Source organism: Shewanella spartinae, from assembly GCF_019457555.1.
GTDB lineage: Bacteria > Pseudomonadota > Gammaproteobacteria > Enterobacterales > Shewanellaceae > Shewanella > Shewanella loihica.
Genome location: NZ_CP080418.1, coordinates 1,011,323 through 1,030,884 on the forward strand (window position 1 = coordinate 1,011,323; position 19,562 = coordinate 1,030,884).

17 protein-coding genes are annotated in these 19,562 nt (G+C 55.8%); 7 read left to right on the forward strand and 10 right to left on the reverse strand.

The window, feature by feature from the left end:
• Nucleotides 1-101: 101 nt before the first annotated feature.
• Nucleotides 102-1,415: a methyl-accepting chemotaxis protein gene (locus tag K0I31_RS20165; protein ID WP_220080049.1), complete on the reverse strand. Its 1,314-nt coding sequence runs from the start codon at nt 1,413-1,415 to the stop codon at nt 102-104.
• Between the two features lie 309 nt (nt 1,416-1,724).
• Between K0I31_RS20165 and K0I31_RS04530 the strand changes: the two genes are divergently transcribed.
• Nucleotides 1,725-3,194 (forward strand): AAA family ATPase, encoded by a 1,470-nt coding sequence (locus K0I31_RS04530; protein WP_220080050.1) that lies wholly within the window; start codon nt 1,725-1,727, stop codon nt 3,192-3,194.
• Between the two features lie 12 nt (nt 3,195-3,206).
• Here K0I31_RS04530 and K0I31_RS04535 read toward each other — a convergent pair whose 3' ends face one another.
• Entirely contained in the window at nt 3,207-3,746 is a 540-nt protein-coding gene (locus K0I31_RS04535; RefSeq protein WP_220044438.1) for a DUF4136 domain-containing protein, read from the reverse strand.
• A gap of 191 nt (nt 3,747-3,937) precedes the next feature.
• Here K0I31_RS04535 and K0I31_RS04540 point away from each other — a divergent pair, with 191 nt between their 5' ends.
• The gene (locus K0I31_RS04540; protein WP_220080051.1) at nt 3,938-4,210 is read left to right on the forward strand and encodes a DUF1289 domain-containing protein; all 273 of its coding nucleotides are present in this window, start codon (nt 3,938-3,940) and stop codon (nt 4,208-4,210) included.
• Between the two features lie 78 nt (nt 4,211-4,288).
• Here the strand turns inward: K0I31_RS04540 and K0I31_RS04545 are convergent, their stop codons facing one another.
• The 5 genes from K0I31_RS04545 to K0I31_RS04565 all read right to left on the reverse strand — a co-directional run bounded on the left by K0I31_RS04545 (nt 4,289) and on the right by K0I31_RS04565 (nt 8,602).
• Entirely contained in the window at nt 4,289-5,572 is a 1,284-nt protein-coding gene (locus K0I31_RS04545) for an ATP-binding protein (protein WP_220080052.1), read from the reverse strand.
• A gap of 10 nt (nt 5,573-5,582) precedes the next feature.
• Entirely contained in the window at nt 5,583-6,296 is a 714-nt protein-coding gene (locus K0I31_RS04550; RefSeq protein ID WP_011864701.1) for a response regulator, read from the reverse strand.
• Entirely contained in the window at nt 6,296-6,697 is a 402-nt protein-coding gene (locus K0I31_RS04555) for a DUF3019 domain-containing protein (RefSeq protein WP_011864702.1), read from the reverse strand. Before K0I31_RS04555 ends, K0I31_RS04550 begins: the two co-directional genes overlap by 1 nt.
• 14 nt (nt 6,698-6,711) lie before the next feature.
• Complete coding sequence (locus tag K0I31_RS04560) at nt 6,712-7,593, reverse strand: MipA/OmpV family protein (protein ID WP_220080053.1); 882 nt, start codon at nt 7,591-7,593, stop codon at nt 6,712-6,714.
• 172 nt (nt 7,594-7,765) lie between these two features.
• The gene (locus tag K0I31_RS04565; RefSeq protein WP_220080054.1) at nt 7,766-8,602 is read right to left on the reverse strand and encodes a LysR family transcriptional regulator; all 837 of its coding nucleotides are present in this window, start codon (nt 8,600-8,602) and stop codon (nt 7,766-7,768) included.
• A 188-nt stretch (nt 8,603-8,790) separates the two neighbouring features.
• Between K0I31_RS04565 and K0I31_RS04570 the strand changes: the two genes are divergently transcribed.
• From K0I31_RS04570 to K0I31_RS04590, 5 genes are all read left to right on the forward strand, one after another.
• Nucleotides 8,791-9,966: an acyl-CoA dehydrogenase gene (locus K0I31_RS04570; protein ID WP_220080055.1), complete on the forward strand. Its 1,176-nt coding sequence runs from the start codon at nt 8,791-8,793 to the stop codon at nt 9,964-9,966.
• 108 nt (nt 9,967-10,074) lie between these two features.
• Nucleotides 10,075-12,348, forward strand: coding sequence for a dehydrogenase E1 component subunit alpha/beta (locus tag K0I31_RS04575; protein ID WP_220080056.1), 2,274 nt, complete (start codon nt 10,075-10,077; stop codon nt 12,346-12,348).
• Entirely contained in the window at nt 12,345-13,439 is a 1,095-nt protein-coding gene (locus K0I31_RS04580; protein WP_220080057.1) for an ACP S-malonyltransferase, read from the forward strand. Before K0I31_RS04575 ends, K0I31_RS04580 begins: the two co-directional genes overlap by 4 nt.
• Before the next feature lie 205 nt (nt 13,440-13,644).
• Nucleotides 13,645-14,166: a GNAT family N-acetyltransferase gene (locus tag K0I31_RS04585; RefSeq protein WP_220080058.1), complete on the forward strand. Its 522-nt coding sequence runs from the start codon at nt 13,645-13,647 to the stop codon at nt 14,164-14,166.
• A 531-nt stretch (nt 14,167-14,697) separates the two neighbouring features.
• Complete coding sequence (locus K0I31_RS04590) at nt 14,698-15,264, forward strand: acetate uptake transporter (protein WP_011864709.1); 567 nt, start codon at nt 14,698-14,700, stop codon at nt 15,262-15,264.
• Here the strand turns inward: K0I31_RS04590 and K0I31_RS04595 are convergent.
• From K0I31_RS04595 to K0I31_RS04605, 3 genes are read right to left on the reverse strand one after another with little or no spacing between them, the layout of a single operon-like run.
• On the reverse strand, nt 15,261-16,445 hold the full coding sequence (locus K0I31_RS04595; protein WP_011864710.1) for a response regulator: 1,185 nt from the start codon (nt 16,443-16,445) through the stop codon (nt 15,261-15,263). The two genes, K0I31_RS04590 and K0I31_RS04595, sit on opposite strands and share 4 nt — an antisense overlap.
• Nucleotides 16,442-16,780, reverse strand: a complete 339-nt coding sequence (locus K0I31_RS04600) for an Hpt domain-containing protein (RefSeq protein WP_220073255.1) — start codon at nt 16,778-16,780, stop codon at nt 16,442-16,444. Before K0I31_RS04600 ends, K0I31_RS04595 begins: the two co-directional genes overlap by 4 nt.
• Nucleotides 16,770-19,529 carry an ATP-binding protein gene (locus tag K0I31_RS04605; protein ID WP_220080059.1) on the reverse strand — a complete coding sequence of 920 codons (2,760 nt, stop codon included), beginning with the start codon at nt 19,527-19,529 and terminating at the stop codon, nt 16,770-16,772. Before K0I31_RS04605 ends, K0I31_RS04600 begins: the two co-directional genes overlap by 11 nt.
• Nucleotides 19,530-19,562: the final 33 nt, after the last annotated feature.

Genomic DNA, 19,562 nt, shown 5'->3' on the forward strand with positions numbered 1-19,562 from the left:
GATTATAAATCGTCATTAAAAGGCCCCATGGTGGGCCTTTTGTTTTACTGGTGCTTTGTTTTCTTGGGCTTAGCTGTCTATTCAATGTAAATCATAAGGGTTCAGTCTTTGCTGACCAGGCAATTGACAGTATCTGCTACCTGCTGCGCCCCGCGGCGGATCTCGTCGATCAACGCCTGGGTGGCCGCCAGCTGTTGATTGGAGAGGGAGACCTTCTGCTGAATCGACTGCATCCCCTGCTCAGACACTTGGGTCAGCTCGCTGTTGCGGGCGACGATGCGCTCGATATCCTGGGTGGCATTGGAGGTGTTGGCCGCTAGGTTACGTACTTCGTCGGCAACTACGGCGAAACCACGGCCCTGTTCGCCGGCGCGGGCCGCCTCGATGGCGGCGTTGAGCGCCAGCAGGTTAGTCTGATCCGCTACCTTGGCGATGGTGTGCACTATCTGGCTGATCTGCTGCGACTGCTGCGCCAGTTCGCCCATCAGCCTTGTGGCATCGGCCACCGCACCATCGATCTCATTGGCCAGGCTGGTGGCGGTGCTCAGGGTGCTTGCCCCCTGGCCGGTGATCTCTACGGTTTCTACTGCGCTTTGGTGCGCGAGTTGCGATGCCTCCTGCACCGCCTGTTGATGCAACATGCGCGGGGTGATGTCGCTGGCCAGTTTAACCACCCGTACGACCCGGCCTGTATCGTCGAACACCGGGTTATAGGTGGCTTCTAACCAGATGGCTTGCCCATGTCTGGTGACGCGCTCAAACAGGCCGGACTGAAAACGCCCCTTGGCGAGATCGGCCCAGAAGTCGGGGTGCTGGCGCATGAAGGCCTCGGTGCAGAAGAGGCGGTGGTGTTGCCCCTTTAATTGCTCGAGCGAGTAGCCCATGGCGCTACAAAAGTTGGCGTTGGCGTTGATGATCTCCCCTTGCGGGGTAAACTCGATATAAGCAAGAGACTTATTTAAGGCATCGAATATCGCTTCTTGCCGCTCTGCCTGCAGTTTCTCCTGGGTAACGTCGCTGGCGATCTTGACCACCTTAGCGATGCGCCCCGTGTCGTCGGCAACCGGCACATAGGTGGCCTCGATCCAGATTGGTGAGCCATCCTTGTGTTGGCGCTGAAAGGTGCCGTGATTGGCCTCGCCCCTGGCGAGATTTTGCCAGAAGGTGCGATAGGCGGCGCTGCTGGCTAGTGACGGGCTGCAGAGCAGCTTATGGTGCTGGCCCTGTATCTCCTCCAGCCTATAGCCGATGGCGGAGAGAAATTGCTGATTGGCCGATAAAATTTTCCCCTCTATGGTGAACTCGATAAAAGGCGCGCTCTGGCGAATCGCCCTAAGCATCTGACTATCGTCACACAGGGCCTGATAATTCTCGTCCTGTGGGGCTAGCGCTTTTTTTCGATTAAAACCAAACATCTGAACACCTTTGGGTTGCGGTACATAGATTAACAAGGCACTAATCGGCGACAGGGGCTAATTATTATTTTTTTGCCAACCAATTACCTAGGACTATAGCCTGAATTGATACGCTTAGAGACATTTTGCAATAGCGATCTATTTCTACGCCAGTGAGCCCCCTTGGGATCACTGCTGCGGCGAAATGTGCCGCCCATTACCTCTGAGATTGAATTTCCCCGGCTTGTGGGGTATCAATAGCTGATGCCGTCCCCAGGCCGATTAAGCGAGTATAGCGCCTGGCGACCCACTATTTTTCTAAGGATGATTATGCAAGATATCAGGGATCTCACCGCCGTCCTGCGCTCAAACACCCCCATAGTGGTGATCGAAACCTACGAAGAGTACCGGGTAATTGAGTTGCTAAAGCGGGTGTCGACCATCTTATATCAGCCGCTATTCACCTGGAGCATCACCCAGGGGCTGACCCGCGCCGATGTGAAGATGGGGACCCAGAAGTTCAACACTGATCCCACCGAGATCCTGGGGCAGATTAAGTCCACCAGTCAGCAGGGGATCTATGTGTTGTGTGACTTTCACCCCTTCGTCGACAACGCGCCCAAGAATGTGCGCCTGCTCAAGGAGATCGCGCTGGAGTATGAGGCGCTGAAACATACCATAGTCCTGGTGAGCCATGCCTTCGACATTCCGCCCGAGATCAAACGCTACTGCGCCCATTTCTCCATCTCGCTGCCAGATACGGCGCAGCTGCAAAATCTCATCTACGAGCAGATAGACAGGGCCCGTGCCGATGGTCTGCTGCAGAGTGTCGATGAAGATGCGGTGATCAAACTGGCGGAGAACCTCAGGGGGCTGACCTTCGACGATGCCCGTCGCCTGGCCCACAAGGCGATAGTGGATGACGGAGCGATCACCCACTCGGATGTCGACAGGATCAACCAGGGCAAGTTTAAGCTGCTGGATATGGAAGGGGTATTACAGTTCGAATATGACACCAGCGACTTCTCTCAGGTGGCTGGCCTGCATAACCTCAAGAAATGGCTCTCCCAGCGCAGTCCTGCATCGAGTGCGGAGGGGCGGGTCGATCATCCCAAGGGGATTCTGCTGCTGGGGGTACAGGGCAGCGGCAAGAGCCTGGCGGCCAAGGCGGTGGCGGGCATGTGGCAGCGACCCCTGTTGCGTCTGGATATGTCGGCGCTGTATAACAAGTATATTGGCGAGACAGAGAAGAATCTGCGCAACGCCCTGGCGCTGGCGGATCTTATGGCCCCCTGTGTCTTGTGGATAGACGAGATAGAGAAGGGGCTCAGCAGCGGCAGCAGCGATGATGGCACCTCTAAGCGGATACTCGGGGCGCTGCTCACCTGGATGGCCGAGCGTAAATCTGAGGTGTTTCTGGTGGCCACGGCCAACGACATCAGTGCCTTGCCACCGGAGCTGATGCGTAAGGGCAGGATGGATGAGATCTTCTTCGTGGATCTGCCAGACGATAGTGTGCGCCAGGCGATCTTCCTGATCCATCTGAAGCGTCGTCAGCTGGACCCGCTTAACTTTGATCTGGCCAAGCTGTCACAGGCCAGTCAGGGCTTCTCCGGCGCCGAGATAGAGCAGGCGATCATCTCGGCCCGTTACACGGCGCGGGCGTTGGAGCAGAGCGTGTCACAGCAGCTGCTGCTGGGTGAGTTGATGAAGACGCGACCCTTGTCCGTGGTGATGCGGGAAAAGCTGGCCGCGCTGCGTGATTGGGCAAAGGGGCGCACGGTCAACGCCCATCAATAGCGCCCGGGGAGATTATTGGGCCTTAGGGGGAAACTGAGAAAGAATTTTGTTCACGGTTTCCCGGGTCTCTTTGGCCTTCTTCTCGCCGCCGTCATCGTAATCAAACTTATCGCTACCGCGCCAAATAAGCTTATTGCTGGCGCTGTCGACGATATCTATCTGGATGATCTGCATCTTGGCGCTGTCGCTACCCAGCGGCACGCCGACGCTGGTGCCCACACCGACACCGCCAGAGCTGCCCCAGCTCCCTGTGCCTAAGCCGATTGAGAGACCAGAGCTCTTGGGCTTGTCCACCACCTTAAAGCCATAGGTCACCATAAACTGGGACTGTTCGGCAACCTGGCTATAGCCGCGCTGTGTCAGGCTGTCGACGATGGCACTATCGATTCGCTCAGTGCTGAGTGGGTCGCCGATATTAGCCGGTCTCTGCAGGGTGAAGCGCTTGAGCGAATCAAAATCATATTGGGTATCGTAATCTGTGGTGGGCTTGCTGGCACAGGCGCCCAGCAGCAAGGCGGCGATTGTGAGGATGAGCAGGCGTAGTGAGTTCATAGGGCTTCCTGTGAAATAATCATAAATTCAGCTATCAGCTTATTTATACAAGAGTTTTTAGTGTAGCGATATGAATAAAGTTTAGCCAGTTGTCGAGAATTAGGTTATGTTTTAACTATAGGCTCATTTAGCGTCCCCTTATGTGAGCCCGAATTCAAGATGACATAGATAATTAGGTGCGGCTAGCCCCCATGGAACAGTTAGAGTTTTTCGAGATCCCCAGTCCCTGTATTGGTGTCTGTCAGACAGACGCCAGGGGCTATTGCAAGGGCTGCCTGCGTAGCAGAGACGAGCGCTTCAACTGGCTGAACTTCTCTGACGCTCAGAAAAATGAGGTGATCCGCCTATGTAAGCAGCGCCATCGCCGTCGTCGCCTGGCCCTGTTAAAGGCGAAGAAGACGGCTATTCTGGAGGAGCGCGCCGCCGCGACCCAATCGCTGGACTTCGACGTTGACACCGAATGATCTCAGCTGGCGTTAACCCAATGTCGCGTTCGTCCGCATCAACAAACCACTTACTCGTTTAGGCCTGCGTCCGGCAAGCTATTTTCTAAGTCTGTTGGTACTCACCCTGGGCCAGCTCAGGGTAAATACAGTATTGCCAGGCTCGCTGGCCAGTGATACGCGGCCATTGTGTTTGTGCATGATCCGCTTGATGATGGCCAGTCCCAGACCATGGCCCTTGTTGCCGTTCTGTACCACCTTGCTGCGATAGAAGGGCTCGAAGATCTTCTCCTGATCCACGGCGGCTATGCCCGGGCCGTCGTCCATCACCTCTAGCTGTACCGATTTGTTGTCCTGACCGATGGCGATAGTGATATGACTCTTTGCGAAACGCTGGGCGTTGATGATCAGGTTTTGCAGTGCCCGCTCGATGAGTGACGGGTCGCCCATCACCTTCAGCTCAGGCGTCTGCTCGTCAAAATAAATTGGAATGCTGTGGCGGTTTTGCAGCCGGCTGATGGTCTGCTGGGTGAGCCGGGTCAGCTCGCAGCACTCAAACTCCAGATCTTGCTGCTGAGACTCCAGGCTGGCATAGGTCAGCAGCTCCTGTAGCAGGGTCTCCATCTCTTTGACATCTTGCTGCATCTCGTCGAGAAACGCCTGTCGCTGGGCGGGGTCTGAGTCCGGCGCGCAGTATTGGGGCACCAGGGCCAGGGCAAATTTGAGCCGGGCCAGGGGCGTTCTGATCTCGTGGGAGACGGCGTTGGAGAGATGTTTCTGGTTCTCTATCAGGGCGCTGATGTGGCGCGCCATCTCGTTGAAGGTGCTGGCCAGCGGCTGCACCTGAGAACGGCTGGAGAGTTGAATCTGGGTGTCCCACTTGGCCTGGCCAAATGCCTTGGTCGCCAGGCGCAAGGTCTTGAGATCCCGTGACAGGGGCCAGACCCAGATCAGTGCGACCAGTGCCAGGGAGAGGTAGAAAAAGAGGGTAAACAGGCCGCGCAGCTGCTCTCTGGGATCTATCTCTATGGGGCCGGCCATCAGGATCTGTTGGTCATCAACCTGGATAAAATGCAGCTCGTGTTGCTCGTCCGGCGCCGTGACCAGGACGCTGTCGCGCGCGAGTGAATCATCCAGGTTGACCGCCACCTGTGCCTTAGGCAGTAGTCTGAGGGGATAGCTTTGTTGGGTGCTAAGCTCGGCGAGAAACGCCTCGCGCTGGCTCTCTGGCAGTTTGCCGATCAGCTGGGCTAAGGCGATGAGCGGCGCATCCTGGACGCCGCTATCGTCGACATTGTTTTGCCAGATGCTGTCTAAGGTCCAGCCTATACCGAGAAAACTGAGGCTCAGTAGCAGGTATAGGCTGATGAAGAGTCGTTTCAACGCAGCTCCGTTAGTTGTTCCAGGCTTCTGGGGCGAACAGATATCCCTGACCCCATACCGTCTTAATTCTAAATGGGGTTTCGATATTGTCACCTAACTTCTTGCGTAGCCGTGAGATACGCACGTCGATCTTCCTGTCCTTACCGTCGAAATCTATGTTGAGCAGGTATTGATAGATATATTGGCGGCTCAGTACCTGGCCCGCCTGTGAGGCAAGCAACCAGAGGAGTTCGAACTCATGGCTGGTGAGATCCACCTCGAGATCGCCAAGGCGAATCGCCTGAGTGTGGGGATCTATGCTCAGCTTGCCGAAGCTCAGGCAGTGAGACTCCGCCTGCGGTGGCTTGGCGGTGCGTCGCAGCAGATTATTGATGCGGGCGATAAGCAGCGCAGGGTCGACTGGCTTGACCACATAGTCGTCGGCGCCCAGCTCCAGTCCCTTGATCTGATCTTCGTTGGAACCCAGGGCGCTCATCAGCAGGATAGGACCGGCGAAGTAGTCGGGCAGTTTTTCACAGAGGGTAAGGCCATCCATCCCTGGCAGCATGATATCGAGCAAGATGATATCTGGTTTGTAGTTGATCAGTCGGGTCAATACGGTATCACCGCGACGCTCAACTTCCACGTGCATTCCATGCGACTTTAAATAATCCACAATCAGGTTTGCCAGACGAATATCGTCTTCGACGAGCAAGACTCTATGGGTCGATTGAGATTCTGTCATTAGAATAGACTCCAGGGGTTGCGATAACGACGTCTCACCTGAGGCGCCGAAGTAGGGGTAACTTTTAATTTTACGCCGGCCAAGGTTTGGTGGCTTTCTTTGTCTATCATGACAAATTGAATATCTTTTTGTGTCTCAACCTTCAGGGTGAGTGAATGGGTATTGGGCGAGTCGGCGCACCACTTCTCCAGCTCGTTATGATCCGACATGATGCAAACTACCTGGGGATAGGGGGTCTCCCAGTTCAGTACCAACTCGATTTCACAGCTCTGCTCGACATCGGCCGTGATGCAAAATTGGGGTGACAACGACAAGCTGGCCGTAGACTCTTGGCCCGCGGCATAGGTAATGTTACACAGTAAAATGATGACAAGAGTTGCCTGTATCAGCTTGAAAGTCATTGAAAACACTAACCTTAGAACCTATAGGCAGTGCCGATAAAGTAGGTGTTGGTGTAACTTTCAGTGACGAGCGGACTGGCGGTGATTTCATCGGCCAAGTCGGTATAGCGTACCAGGAAGAGCAACTCCCAGTGCTCACTCATTATGTATTGTGTCGTCAATTCTAATCCTAAATTAGTGCCAGAACCGGCACGGTAGCGTTCACTCCAATAGGTGTTCTCACTTGGACGTATGCCGTAATAGTAGTTGATGATCTCTTCGCTCTTCCAGTTAGCCACTGCGGCGAATTCAAATTTCCAGTCGGTCCATGATAGGTTGTAGAGCCACTTCACCTTGGCCTCCATGCCGGAGTGCACATCGAAAAGATCGTGGGCCAGGGCGAGGTTGATTATACCCATTGGTGTGTAAATAAACGCTTCTGCTCCGCCAAGAAGTGTAAATTTTCTGTCTTCCAGCTCATTAAACACCGGCTCGGGCTCGGCACCAAAGGCTTGAAAACGCGAGGTAAATGCCGATGGTGTTGAGCTGAGCTGACTGGTGCCAGAGATAAAGATGTTCGACGGGTCCCAACGGTAGAAGTAGGCGCTGTCGCTGCTGAAGCTGGTGGTCAGGTTGACGCTGAACAGCTCCTCATCCGCCAGGGTGTAACCCAGGTTCCCATTGTCGAAAAACCATCTGTCGCCATAGTAGGCCAGGGTAGGCGCCAGGTAGATGGGGATATCGTCGTAGTCGCGAACAGGGTTGCTGCGCTCGCCATAGCCCAGCGCCAGGCCAAGTTGCCACTGGCCAACTTCGACACATTCATCATCCATATGACAAACCTTCTGCTCGTCGGCCTGCACGGCGAAGCAGAGGAGCAAAGAGGTAAGTAGGCCTGTCAGCAGCTTGTTTTTCATGGGTATAGATACACTAAATTGGATCAAACAGGAGTCTGAACAAAGATTACCATTTACGTCATATATGCACAGCGTTTTCGCTATTCCTGATGCAAAATGATACAGCTTGATGCCTTGTGTTGGTTGCATTTTGGCGAAATGTTGCGCAGCGACAGGGAGCCTGTGATCCCTTTTAGCTATAGAGTTTGCTGACTTGTTGCAACTGTTTCTGCTGCTCGGTGCGCTCCCCCTCTCTTTGCATGGCCAGGCCGACGGTGCGCCTGAGCTGCAGATCGCCAATCGCCTTATAGATGATGTTGCTTTGCTCCATCAATACCGGCAGGGCGGGCACCAGGGCGATGCCGACGCCGGCCGCTACCAAGCCTACCGCATATTCAACCGTCTGGATCCGCGCGCGGATCTGCATCTTTATCCCCTCGAGATCCATCAGCTGTTGCAGATCCGCCAAGGCTTCGCAGGGGGCACGATGAATGAAGGGCTGGCCGCTGAGATCCTGCAGGCGGATCTCCTTTTTCAAGGCCAGGCTCATGTTGGAAGGGATCGCTAGCAGGTAGTCGTCATGCCAGATGGGCTGAAACACTTCGTCCGACTTTAGCTGGCTGGTGGTGATGATGCGGGCGTCGCAGGGCTCGTTGGCCTCGACCAGGGTGAGTTCCATATCATGGCAGGCCTGGCTGAAGTCTTTGAGCAGCATGCTCATGCGCTGCACCCCGAGGGAGTTGATTAGCCCAAGCTTGAAGGGTTGGCGCTGCTCTGGCGTATTAAACAGCGAGGCGATCGCCTTGGACTCGTTTAGCAGCCGCTGAGCCAGGGGATAGAGGCGCTCGGCGGATTCTGTGGGGCTCACACCTCTGCCGTGGCGCTGAAACAGCTGAGTATTGAGCTCGTCTTCGAGCTGGCTGATGGCCGAGGAGATAGAGGGCTGGGCGATATAGCATTGCTTGGCGGCGGCGCTGATGGTGCCCTTATCGTAGACGGCGACAAAGTAGCTCAGGGCTCTGAGGTTCATGGTTAGGCTCTTAGGTTGGTGTCGGGGCTCATCTTTACGTTTACGTAAGATATAGGAAATAACTATGTAAGCTAAACAAAAAGAATATTTTTCCTACGGATAAATTATGCCTATGCTAGTCGAATTAGCAAGTGGTGAATTAGTCACCACTTGCAACACAACAATAAATGACTGCAAGGAACAGACTCATGGCTCGAGTGAAATTTGATTGGCAAGATCCACTGCAATTCGATGCGTTACTTAGCGAAGATGAACGCATGATCCGCGACATGGTGCACGACTATGCCCAAGAGAAGTTGATGACCCGGGTATTGATGGCCAATCGCAACGAGCATTTCGACCGTGAGATCATGAATGAACTGGGCGAGCTCGGGCTCCTGGGGGCGACCCTGCCCGAGACCTATGGCTGCGCTAACGCCAACTATGTCAGTTATGGCCTAGTGGCCCGTGAGATTGAACGGGTCGATAGCGGCTATCGCAGCGCCATGAGCGTGCAGTCTTCCCTGGTGATGCACCCCATCTATGCCTATGGCAGCGAGGCGCAGCGTCAGAAATATCTGCCTAAGCTGGCAACCGGCGAGTGGGTGGGCTGTTTCGGTCTGACCGAGCCGGATGTGGGCTCAGATCCCGGTGGGATGAAGACTCGCGCCGAGCGTATCGACGGCGGCTATCGTCTCAATGGCGCCAAGATGTGGATCACTAACTCGCCTATCGCCGATGTTTTTGTGGTGTGGGCCAAGCTCGACGGCGTGATCCGTGGCTTCATTCTCGAGAAGGGGATGAAAGGGCTGAGCGCACCTAAGATTGAGGGGAAGTTCAGCCTTAGAGCTTCGATCACCGGTGAGATAGTGATGGACAATGTCGAGGTGGGCGAAGAGGCGCTGCTGCCCAACGTCGAGGGACTCAAGGGGCCGTTCGGCTGTCTCAACAAGGCCCGCTACGGCATCGCCTGGGGCGCACTGGGGGCGGCAGAGTTTTGCTGGCACGCAGCGCGTCAATACAGCCTGGACCGTATTCAGTTTAACCGCCCACTGGCGGCCACTCAGCTGATTCAGAAGAAGCTGGCGGACATGCAGACAGAGATCACCACAGGCTTGTTTGCCTGCCTGCAGGCCGGTCGCCTGATGGATCAGGACGCCTTACCTGTAGAGGCCATCTCACTCATCAAGCGTAACTCCTGCGGTAAGGCGCTGGAGATCGCCCGTACCTCCCGCGACATGCATGGCGGTAACGGCATCAGCGACGAGTTCCATGTGATCCGCCACGTGATGAACCTCGAGGCCGTCAACACCTACGAGGGTACCCATGATATTCATGCGCTCATCCTGGGGCGTGCGCAGACCGGCATTCAGGCCTTCGGGTAATCCTTCTCCTTCAGCTCGGAGCGACGGCGTCGCTCCGCCTTCTCGTCGCAGCGGCCGAGTGAACGCCTGTGGTATAGGCCTAGTTGCGCCCAATTGAGGTAGATCAACTTGGAAGATAGAGCTATTGCCCTCGACAGGCAATTTGTCGAACGTGTATCACAGCAAGATTTCCTAGAGATGGAGCAGGGCTGGTGCCACACCCGCCTGGGGCTCAGTGACGCCGATTTCGTCGGCATCTTCGAGTCACAGATGAAGAGCCGTCTGCTGGATCTCGAGTCCCGTAAGATGCGCGCCCGTAATCAGGGCTTCTACACCATAGGCAGCTCGGGGCACGAAGGCAACGCCGCCTGCGCCGCGGCCCTGCGCCCGACTGATATGGCTTTTCTGCACTATCGCAGTGCGGCCTTTATGATAGAGAGGGCGCGCCAGGTGCCCGGCGAGACCTCCCTGTGGGACATGCTGCTCTCCTTTGCCGCCTCCAGCGAAGACCCTATCTCCGGCGGCCGTCACAAGGTGCTCGGCAGTAAGCGGCTGATGATACCGCCGCAGACCTCCACCATAGCCTCGCATCTGCCCAAGGCGGTGGGAGCGGCCCTGAGCATTCCCCTGACGCATAGGCTAGATATCGACAGCGTCTTGCCCGAGGACAGCCTGGTGTTCTGTAACTTCGGCGACGCCTCGGCCAACCATGCCAGTGCGCAGACGGCGATCAACGCCGCCGGCTGGGCCGCTTACCAGCAGGTGCCGCTGCCGCTCCTATTTGTCTGTGAAGACAATGGTATAGGTATCTCTACCGCGACCCCAAACGGCTGGATAGCCGCCAACTTTAAAGACCGCGCCGGCATCAAGTATTTCTACTGTGATGGGCGGGACCTGCTGGATTGTTACCGGGTCAGCCGTCAGGCGGCCGAATATGCCAGGGTTAAGCGAAGGCCCGCCTTCTTGCATGTCAGAACCGTGCGCCTGATGGGCCATGCCGGCAGCGACGCCGAAATCGCCTATCTCAGCAAACAGAAGATCTTCGATAATGAGGCTCAGGACCCATTGCTGCTCAGTGCCAAGCAGATCATCGAAGCTAAGCTTATGAGCCCGGACGAGATAGTCAATCAGTATCAGACGCTCAAATCGCGCATCGCCGCCATCGCCAGGGTGGCGGTTGAGCGGCCAAAACTGCCCAGCGCCAAGGCGGCGATGGCGGCGGTGATTCCGCCCGTCAATGACAAGCCACTGACTCACCATAACCTGACCGATGAGGCATTCGCTCAGCTCTTTAGTGCGGACAAAAACTCTCTGGGTAAACCGCTGCACATGGGTAAGCTTATCAACATGACACTCACCGAGTTGATGGCGCGCCAACAGAACATAGTGGTCTGCGGTGAGGATGTGGGCAAGAAGGGCGGTGTCTATCATGTGACCTCGCGCCTGGTGGAGCGTTTCGGTCCCAACCGGGTGATCAATACCCTGTTGGATGAGACCTCAATCTTAGGCCTGGCCATAGGTATGGCCCACAACGGCCTGCTGCCGATTCCCGAGATCCAGTTCCTCGCCTATGTCCACAACGCCGAGGATCAGATCCGCGGCGAGGCGGCGACCCTGCCGTTTTTCTCTAACGGTCAGTTTAGTAATCCCATGGTGATCCGCATCGCCGGCCTGGGTTATCAGAAGGGCTTCGGCGGCCACTTCCATAACGACAACTCATTGGCTGTGTTTCGCGACATTCCCGGCCTCATCCTGGCCTGTCCCTCCAATGGCGCCGATGCCATGGGGATGCTGCGGGAATGCGTGCGACTGGCCGAACAGGAGCAGCGACTGGTGATCTTCTTAGAGCCAATTGCACTCTACATGACGCGGGATCTCCATGAGGAGGGAGATGGTCTATGGAGTCATGACTATTGTCCTCAGGAAAAGGCCAAAGCCCTGCCCTATGGTGAGCTGGGGGTCTATGGCAAGGGTAAGACGCTGGCCATCCTCAGCTATGGCAACGGCTACTATCTCAGTCGTCAGGCCGAGCGCGAGCTGTCTGGGCTCGGCATCGACTGTCGGGTGATCGACCTGCGTTATCTCATCCCTCTTAACGAGGAGGCGATCATAGCTGCGGTGAGCGAGTGCGAACACCTGCTGATCGTCGATGAATGCCGCCGCAGCGGCTCGGTAAGCGAGGCGATAGTGACCTGCGTCCATGAGCGCTTGGGGGATCTCGCGCCGCAGATGGCGAGGCTCACCGCCGAGGATTGCTTTATTCCGCTGGCCGAGGCGGCGACCCTGCCGCTGCCGAGTCGCTCGCAAATTGTCGAGGCTGCACTGGCCTTGGTTGGTGAGCATTCCGTTGACGATGAGGGCAGTGAAACCATCCAGGATGCGGGAGTGAGACAAGTCTTATGACACAGGAAGCCAAGATGATGAAGAACGAGCAAGCGGGTAGTGCGGCGGGCAAGCTAAGGGCCTTGGTGGTGGCGCCGGGAAGAGGATGCTACAACAAGGAGGAGCTTGGCTATCTCGCCAGATATCACGGCGATAAGTCCGCCTTTATCGAGGCGATCGATGCCTATCGACGCGACTTGGGCCAGAAGGCCATCGCCGAGCTCGATAGCCAGGGTAAGTACTCCTTCAAGCTACATACGCCGGGGGAGAATGCCTCGGCCCTCATCTATGCCTGCGCCATGGCCGACTTCATGGATATCGACCGCGAGCGCTTCGAGATAGTGGCGGTGACCGGTAACTCCATGGGCTGGTATATCGCCTTGGCACTGGCCGGTGCCCTGGATGAGCGCGGCGCCATCGAGGTGATCAACACCATGGGCAGCATGATGAGTGACGGGCTAATCGGCGGGCAGATGATCTATCCCGAGATGGGTGAGAACTGGCGCCGGGACCATGCCAAGACAGCACTGCTGGATAAGGTCATCGATGAGGTGAACCAGGAGGCGGGCTGTGAGCTCTACACCTCTATTCATCTAGGTGGCTATCGCGTGCTGGCGGGTAACGAGGCGGGTCTTACCCAGGCCGAGGCCCATCTGCCCAAGCTGGAAGATCGCTACCCTATGCGCCTCTATAACCACGGCGCCTTCCATTCGCCGCTGCTGCAAGAGATTGCCCGCCGGGGTCAGCAGGCACTGCCCGCGTCGCTGTTTCAGCGGCCTAAGCTGCCCATGGTAGATGGCCGGGGACAGATCTGGGGCCCCTTCTCAAGCGACATGGAAAGGCTGCACAACTACACCTTAGATCATCAGGTGGTGGCGCCCTATGACTTCAGTCAGGCGATGGCGGTTGGAGTGAAGGAGTTTGCCCCTGACTGTGTGATAGTGCTCGGCCCGGGTAACACCCTAGGTGGCCCTGTGGCGCAGACGCTAATCGCCAACCAGTGGTTCGGTTGGCAGAGCAAGCAGGATTTCAGCGAGGCGCAAAAACAGGTGCCAAAGCTTATCGCCATGGGGAATCCGGCGCAGCGGCTGCTTGCTACGGGTAAGGCTTAAGGTTGCGAATTAGTGTTACGGGTTAGTGTTACCGATTAGTGTAAAGGATTAGTGTTGTGGATTAGTGCTAGGGGTAAGTGTCGCGTATTAGTGCTAGGGGTTAGGCCTATAGCCAGCGGAGCGGCGGCCTTGCTCATACTATCATTGCTAAGCTTGCAGTCCCTATGGCATATTGCCTTCTTTTATAAGGAAATATAGGACGTTTATGGCAGAGCATCAGTTTGATTCCCCCCAAGCCCCAGAGATCAGCATACGTCACAGCACAGATGGCGACATAGAGGGGATTTTTGCCCTCTATGGCCAGCGCAGCTGTTATGCCGGCACCCTGCAGCGTCCCTATCCGTCGCTGGCCTTCTGGCAGAAGCGGCTGAAGGATCTGCCGGAGAACTGTTACAGCCTGGTGGCCGTGCGCGAGGGCAAGATTGTGGGCCAGCTCGGCATGGAGGTCTATAGCAATGCCAGACGCAAGCACGTGGCCAACTTTGGCATGGCGGTATGCGAGTCGGCCCGAGGGCAGGGGATTGGCAGTGCCTTGCTGGGGGCCATGATAGATCTGGCGACCAACTGGCTGGCGGTACGGCGCATCGAGCTCGAGGTCTATACCGATAACGAGGCCGCCGTCGCCCTCTATAAGTCCCATGGCTTTGAGATCGAAGGCGAGGCCAAAGATTACGCCTTTCGGGATGGCAGCTATGTGAATGCTTTCCTGATGGCCAGATGCTGCTAAGCCCTTTAAAAAATTTGGCTAAGAGCTTTGGCTCGAGCTAAGCGCTTAAGCCAGTCACACAAGCTAAGCGCCATAATTAGCTTTTGATTGAGGTGCAAAACTGATCTAGATCAGCAGATGGTTAACTAAGCCCCTCTGCTGATTTTTTTTGTGAGTTGGATCACGACAAGCGGGGAAGTGTGAGGCTCATCTTGTCTAGCCCGCTTTTCTTTAGCATTCGATGTTTATCCGGGAGCGGCCCGAAACTCCCTTTGTGATGAATCTCTTGAAATCTCATTTTTTGCGATATTGGTCTCTCGCGGTCTGCTGTCCTTGTTTATCTTAATGAATTCATTAGCGATTTTTCTTGCCTGTCAATGTCCCTTCTCGACAGCCTTTAGTTATCATCTTGTTTTATATCGATTTTAATTATGGCGTTTGGGCCATTTGGCCAGGCATTGTGATGCCCTTAAGACTTCTCTAGAATCCGCCGCGATTTTGACCGCGCCAAAGGGGCGCATCATTCATGCGAGCGATAACGAGGGGAATTAAATGTCGACAAAATTGGCCAATCCAGCGCCTCTGGGTCTGATGGGATTTGGTATGACGACCGTGCTATTGAACATACACAACGCGGGCTTCTTTGCCATCGATGCCATGATCTTGGCGATGGGGATCTTCTACGGTGGCCTGGGCCAGGTGTTGGTGGGCATGATGTGCTTTAAACGGGGAGATACCTTCGGCACTACGGCATTTACTTCCTATGGCCTGTTCTGGCTGACCTTAGTGGGGCTAATCATGCTGCCTAAGCTTGGCCTCGCCGCTGCCAGTCCGAGTCACTTCATGGGCTGGTACTTAAGCCTCTGGGGCCTGTTTACCGCCTTCATGTTTGTCGGCTCTTTACGTTATCCACGCGCCAAGCAAGTGGTGTTCGGCTCCTTGACGATACTCTTCTTCCTGCTGGCGGCCCGCGACTTCACAGGTAGCGAGTTGATTGGGATGATCGCCGGATTCGAAGGGATCTTCTGCGGCGCCAGCGCCATCTACTTCGCCATGGCTCAGGTGCTTAACCAGGAGTATGGCCGGGTGATCCTGCCCATTGGTGAGGTTAAGGCCTAGCCATATTCGATGGCGGTCTTGACCGCCTGAAGGATCTCGGTGCGATTGGAGGGCTTAAGAATATAGCCCTTCAGTCCCACCTGGGCCCAACGTTTGATCAGCTCACGGTTGTTGTTGCTGGTCAGCGCCACCACGGGAATATCCTTGCCGTCATTATCTGCCTTGAGTTGCTTGGTGGTGTTGATGCCATCCAGATGAGGCATGTAGAGATCCATCAGGATCAGGGCGTAATCGTTACCCTTGATCATCTTGAGGGCCGTAAGACCGTCGCAGGCCTGCTCGGTATCATACTCATCTTGCTCCAGCACCTTGACGATCATCTCCCGGTAGATTTGATTATCCTCCACCACCAAGATCTTCTTCTTGGGGGGCTTGGCTTCCTGTTCATCCAGCAGCGAGCTGACTAGGGCCTGGGTGGGGATCTTGGCTTGCTGTTTGGCGATCACCTGCTGCTTAATGTCTTTGATCTCGCTATGGCGACTGGTGAGCTGCGCCAGGATGAGATCCAGCCCATCTTTGATCTCCAGCTCTAATTGAGTCAGCAGGGGCTCGATATGCTGTTTGGCCAGCGACTTGACCAGCGCCTTGTCGTGACTCATGCCCTCACTGCCATGGGGGAGCTGCTCGGTTGACTGTTCGACTGACGCCTTGCAGGAGTCGACCGAATCCAGTAACTGGCGCTTACACTGGCTACTGAGCTCGATGAGCGAGGCGAGGTTGGTATCGATGCGCTCCAGCTGGTCGTCATCCAGACCGGCGTAGTGATCATCCCCCTGGCTCTGTCTCAGTCCGTTGTGGACTATCATCTTCAGGCGAAACTTCTCATACAGGGGCAGGTAGACGAAGTAGTTGTCGAACACCCCCTTGATGCAGCTGCGAAAGGCGAGGGCAGACTCCTTGTTCTTGCACAGTACAATGGCGTAATGCCTGTAGGCGATCTGCTGGTTTTTCAGGAGTTTGGTATAGAGTTCTATGCTGAGCTTCACCGAGCTCATGGCAAAGAGGATCACCGAGGGCTTATGCTCTTTTATCTGCTCGCCCACTAGCCGGGTCACGGGCACGGTGCGGTATTCGTCGACCTGCTCGGCAATGATATTGGCGGCGCCCGAGATATCCTCCTCCTTCTCATAGAGCATGATCACTTCGGGGTGGCGACAGGCAACGCTGGGTTTTCGAGTCATGAGTTGATCACCTCTATCAGGGACTGCAGGGCATTTTTGAGCTGGATGATGAGCTGCTTGCACTGGGGCATATCTTCCCCCAGGGCGGCATATTCCAGTTGTTGCAGCTTGTCGGCAACCTCTTCGGCGCCGATCGCCTTGGCAGAGGTCTTGAGAAAGTGCGCCCCCTGCTTGAGGCCGGCAAATTCACGGTTGTTGTAGTGGGTGGCCAACTCGCGCAGGCTGGTGCGGGCCTGGGCGACGAAGTCCTGCTTAAACTGGGCGATGAGTGCAGGATCGTTGCCGATAAGATCGCGCATGATCTTAGGGTTGAGGATCTGGGGACTATTCTTCATGGCGATACCATTTCTGGATGACCTTCTTCAGGTCTCTAAGCTGCACAGGTTTACTGACAAAGTCGTTCATGCCCGAGCGGTAACAGTCGTCGAGTTCGGTGGCCATGGCGGCTCCTGTGATGGCCACTATGGGCACAGATTTTCGTTGGGTACTGTTCTCTATCTGACGGATCTGTTTGGACATGTCATAGCCGTCTAGGTTGGGCATGTGGCAGTCGGTAAGGATCAGCTTATAGTCTGCCGACTGCCAGAGGTGCACCCCGGCCAGACCATCTTCGGCGAGGTTGCAGCGATAGCCGAGCATGTCCAGCTGCTTAAGGATCAGCTTTTGATTTAACGGGTTATCTTCGACCACCAGTATGTCGGCGTCTCCCTTAAGCCCTGGCATTGGCTCCAGCGTCAGCGGGTCGCAGAGATCCAGCTCCATCTCGTCGAGGTCGATGGCAAGGCCTGTGTCTAGGCGTTTGTGCACTGCCTTAAGCAGCAAGGCCTTGGATAACAGGTAGCTGTCCAGGCTGTCTATCTGAGGAATAGTCTGTGTCAGCGCCTTGCGTTGATGTTGGGGTAGGGCGACAAGCCAGTTGTTGTGGCCCTTTGGACTCGCCGCCTGGTTGGCGAGAAAGCGCAGCTCGTCAGCCTCGCCAGTGGCGAGAATGATCACCAGAGGCAGAGCCTGGGTGTCGATACCCAGTTGCTCGGCCTGGTAGCATTTGACCCTGCCCCCCTTGTCGGTCAGACACTGTTTTATCCAATCAAGTGTGGCCTGGGGCTGGCCCAGGTTCACCACCCCTATGGTGTGTTCGCTAAGCTCCTGGGTCTGTTCATGGTGATGGGCGCGCCAGAAGGGAAGCTCAACACAGAACTGGGCCCCCTGGCCGAGTTCGCTTTTAAGGCTGATGCTGCCGCCCATCAGGTTGGTGAGCTTGCCGCAGATAGCCAGGCCTAGGCCCGTGCCGCCATAGTTGCGCGTGGTCGAGCGCTGGGCCTGCACGAAGGGGGTAAACAGACGTTTCTGGGTCGCCTTGTCTATGCCTATGCCATTGTCTGTCACGGTAAAGCGTACTCGGGTCACTATGTCATTCTGCTCACCTACCGTGATGCTCAGCGACACACAGCCGGTCTGCTCCTGTGTGGAGTGGGTGAATTTCATCGCGTTGCTGAGCAGGTTGCTGAGGATCTGCCGCACCTTGACGATATCCCCTTCGACCCAGTCGGGAAGCTCCAGGGCTTCCTGCACGGCAAAGCGTAACCCTTGACGGCTGGCCACCGGCGAGAAGCTCTTGATCAGGTCGGCGATCACCCCGGCGAGGTGGAAGTCTTGCTGTTCCAGCTGCATCTTACCCGACTCTATTTTGTTGATGTCGAGGATGTCGTTGAGGATATAGATGAGATTATTGGCCGAGGTCGACGCCGTCTCGATAAGATCTCTTTCCTCGCCCGACTTGTCGGCCAGGGAGAGCAGCTCCAGTGCGCCGATCACCGCGTTCATCGGGGTGCGCAGTTCGTGGCTGATCATAGAGAGAAACTCACTCTTGGCCTGACTGGCGATTTCGGCCCGCTCCTTGGCGAGCTGCAATTCTGTGGTGCGCTGCTTTACCCGGCTCTCGAGTGAGCGGTAGCTTTCCTGCAGCGCCAGCCGAGCCTGGTAGATGGGAGTCTGATCGATACAGATGCCATCGATACGGCTGTTTTGTTGGTTCTGCCCCTGGCTCACCTTACCCTTGGCCAGTATGTAGATGATCTCCTGGTTGGGCAGAATGGCGCGATACTCCTGATGAAATGGATTGCCGTTGGCCAGTGAGTCTTCCACCGCGGCCATGACGGCGGGGAAGTCTTCCGGGTGGATCCGCTCGGCCCACTTCTCCAACACGCCAATATCTTCGATGTTGAGGCAAAACATCTCGTTGGCCCTCTGATCCCACTGCCAGATCCACTGCCCCTGTTCATCTATCTGTGCCCGCCAGTTGCCTATGTTACCGGCCTCGAGCGCCAGTTTCTTCGACTCGTTGGCCTCGTTGAGGGCGTCGAGCATCGCCTTGGACTCTGTCTGATCTTTGATAAGGCCAAGCAGCTTAAAGTGGCCATTTTCCAGGTAGATATGCTCGGCGAACAGCTCGTACACCCTGGCGGCATCGTTCGAATCGATGCGAAAACGAAACGCTAGCTTATGTTTCCCCGAGGGCGAGGGGGCGAGAAAGGGGTCGAACTTATGGCGATCTTTCACCGTGACCATCTGCTGTAGACTCTGCCAGCTCAGGGGGCTGTGATGGTTAAGTTGCAGCAACTCCTTCACCCGGTTGGAGAAACGTGTCTCGCCGGTGGCGGAGTCATAATGCCAGATGCCGATATCGGCGGAGCAGAGAAAGGCCTCGAAACGTCTGAGGTACCCCTGAGTGATGTTGGGATCGTCACGCTGTGGGACAAACAGCAGCAGGTAGCGATTATTGCTTAGCGCTTGGGGAAATAGCTGATACCAAGGCGTCCTGGATTGGCGATGAAGACGCACATCGAGCGATTGCCTATCTGCTAAGGTAAGTGCCAAGGCGTGAGTGATGGCCTCAAGCAGTGAGTCGCTTGAGTCGGTCTGATTAAGTGTGAGTAGCTGCTCGAGTGGGCGCTTGACGACGGCTTCATGGTTGAGCTCAAATAGCTCATACAAGGCGTTGTTGGCCTCAATGATCACTCCTTGCTTGTCGCAGATAAGCTGCGCAAACGGCGAGTCGTCTATGCTATTCCCTGCTGGCGCCATGGCATCCACATCCTTGTTATCCCTTGAGAATAA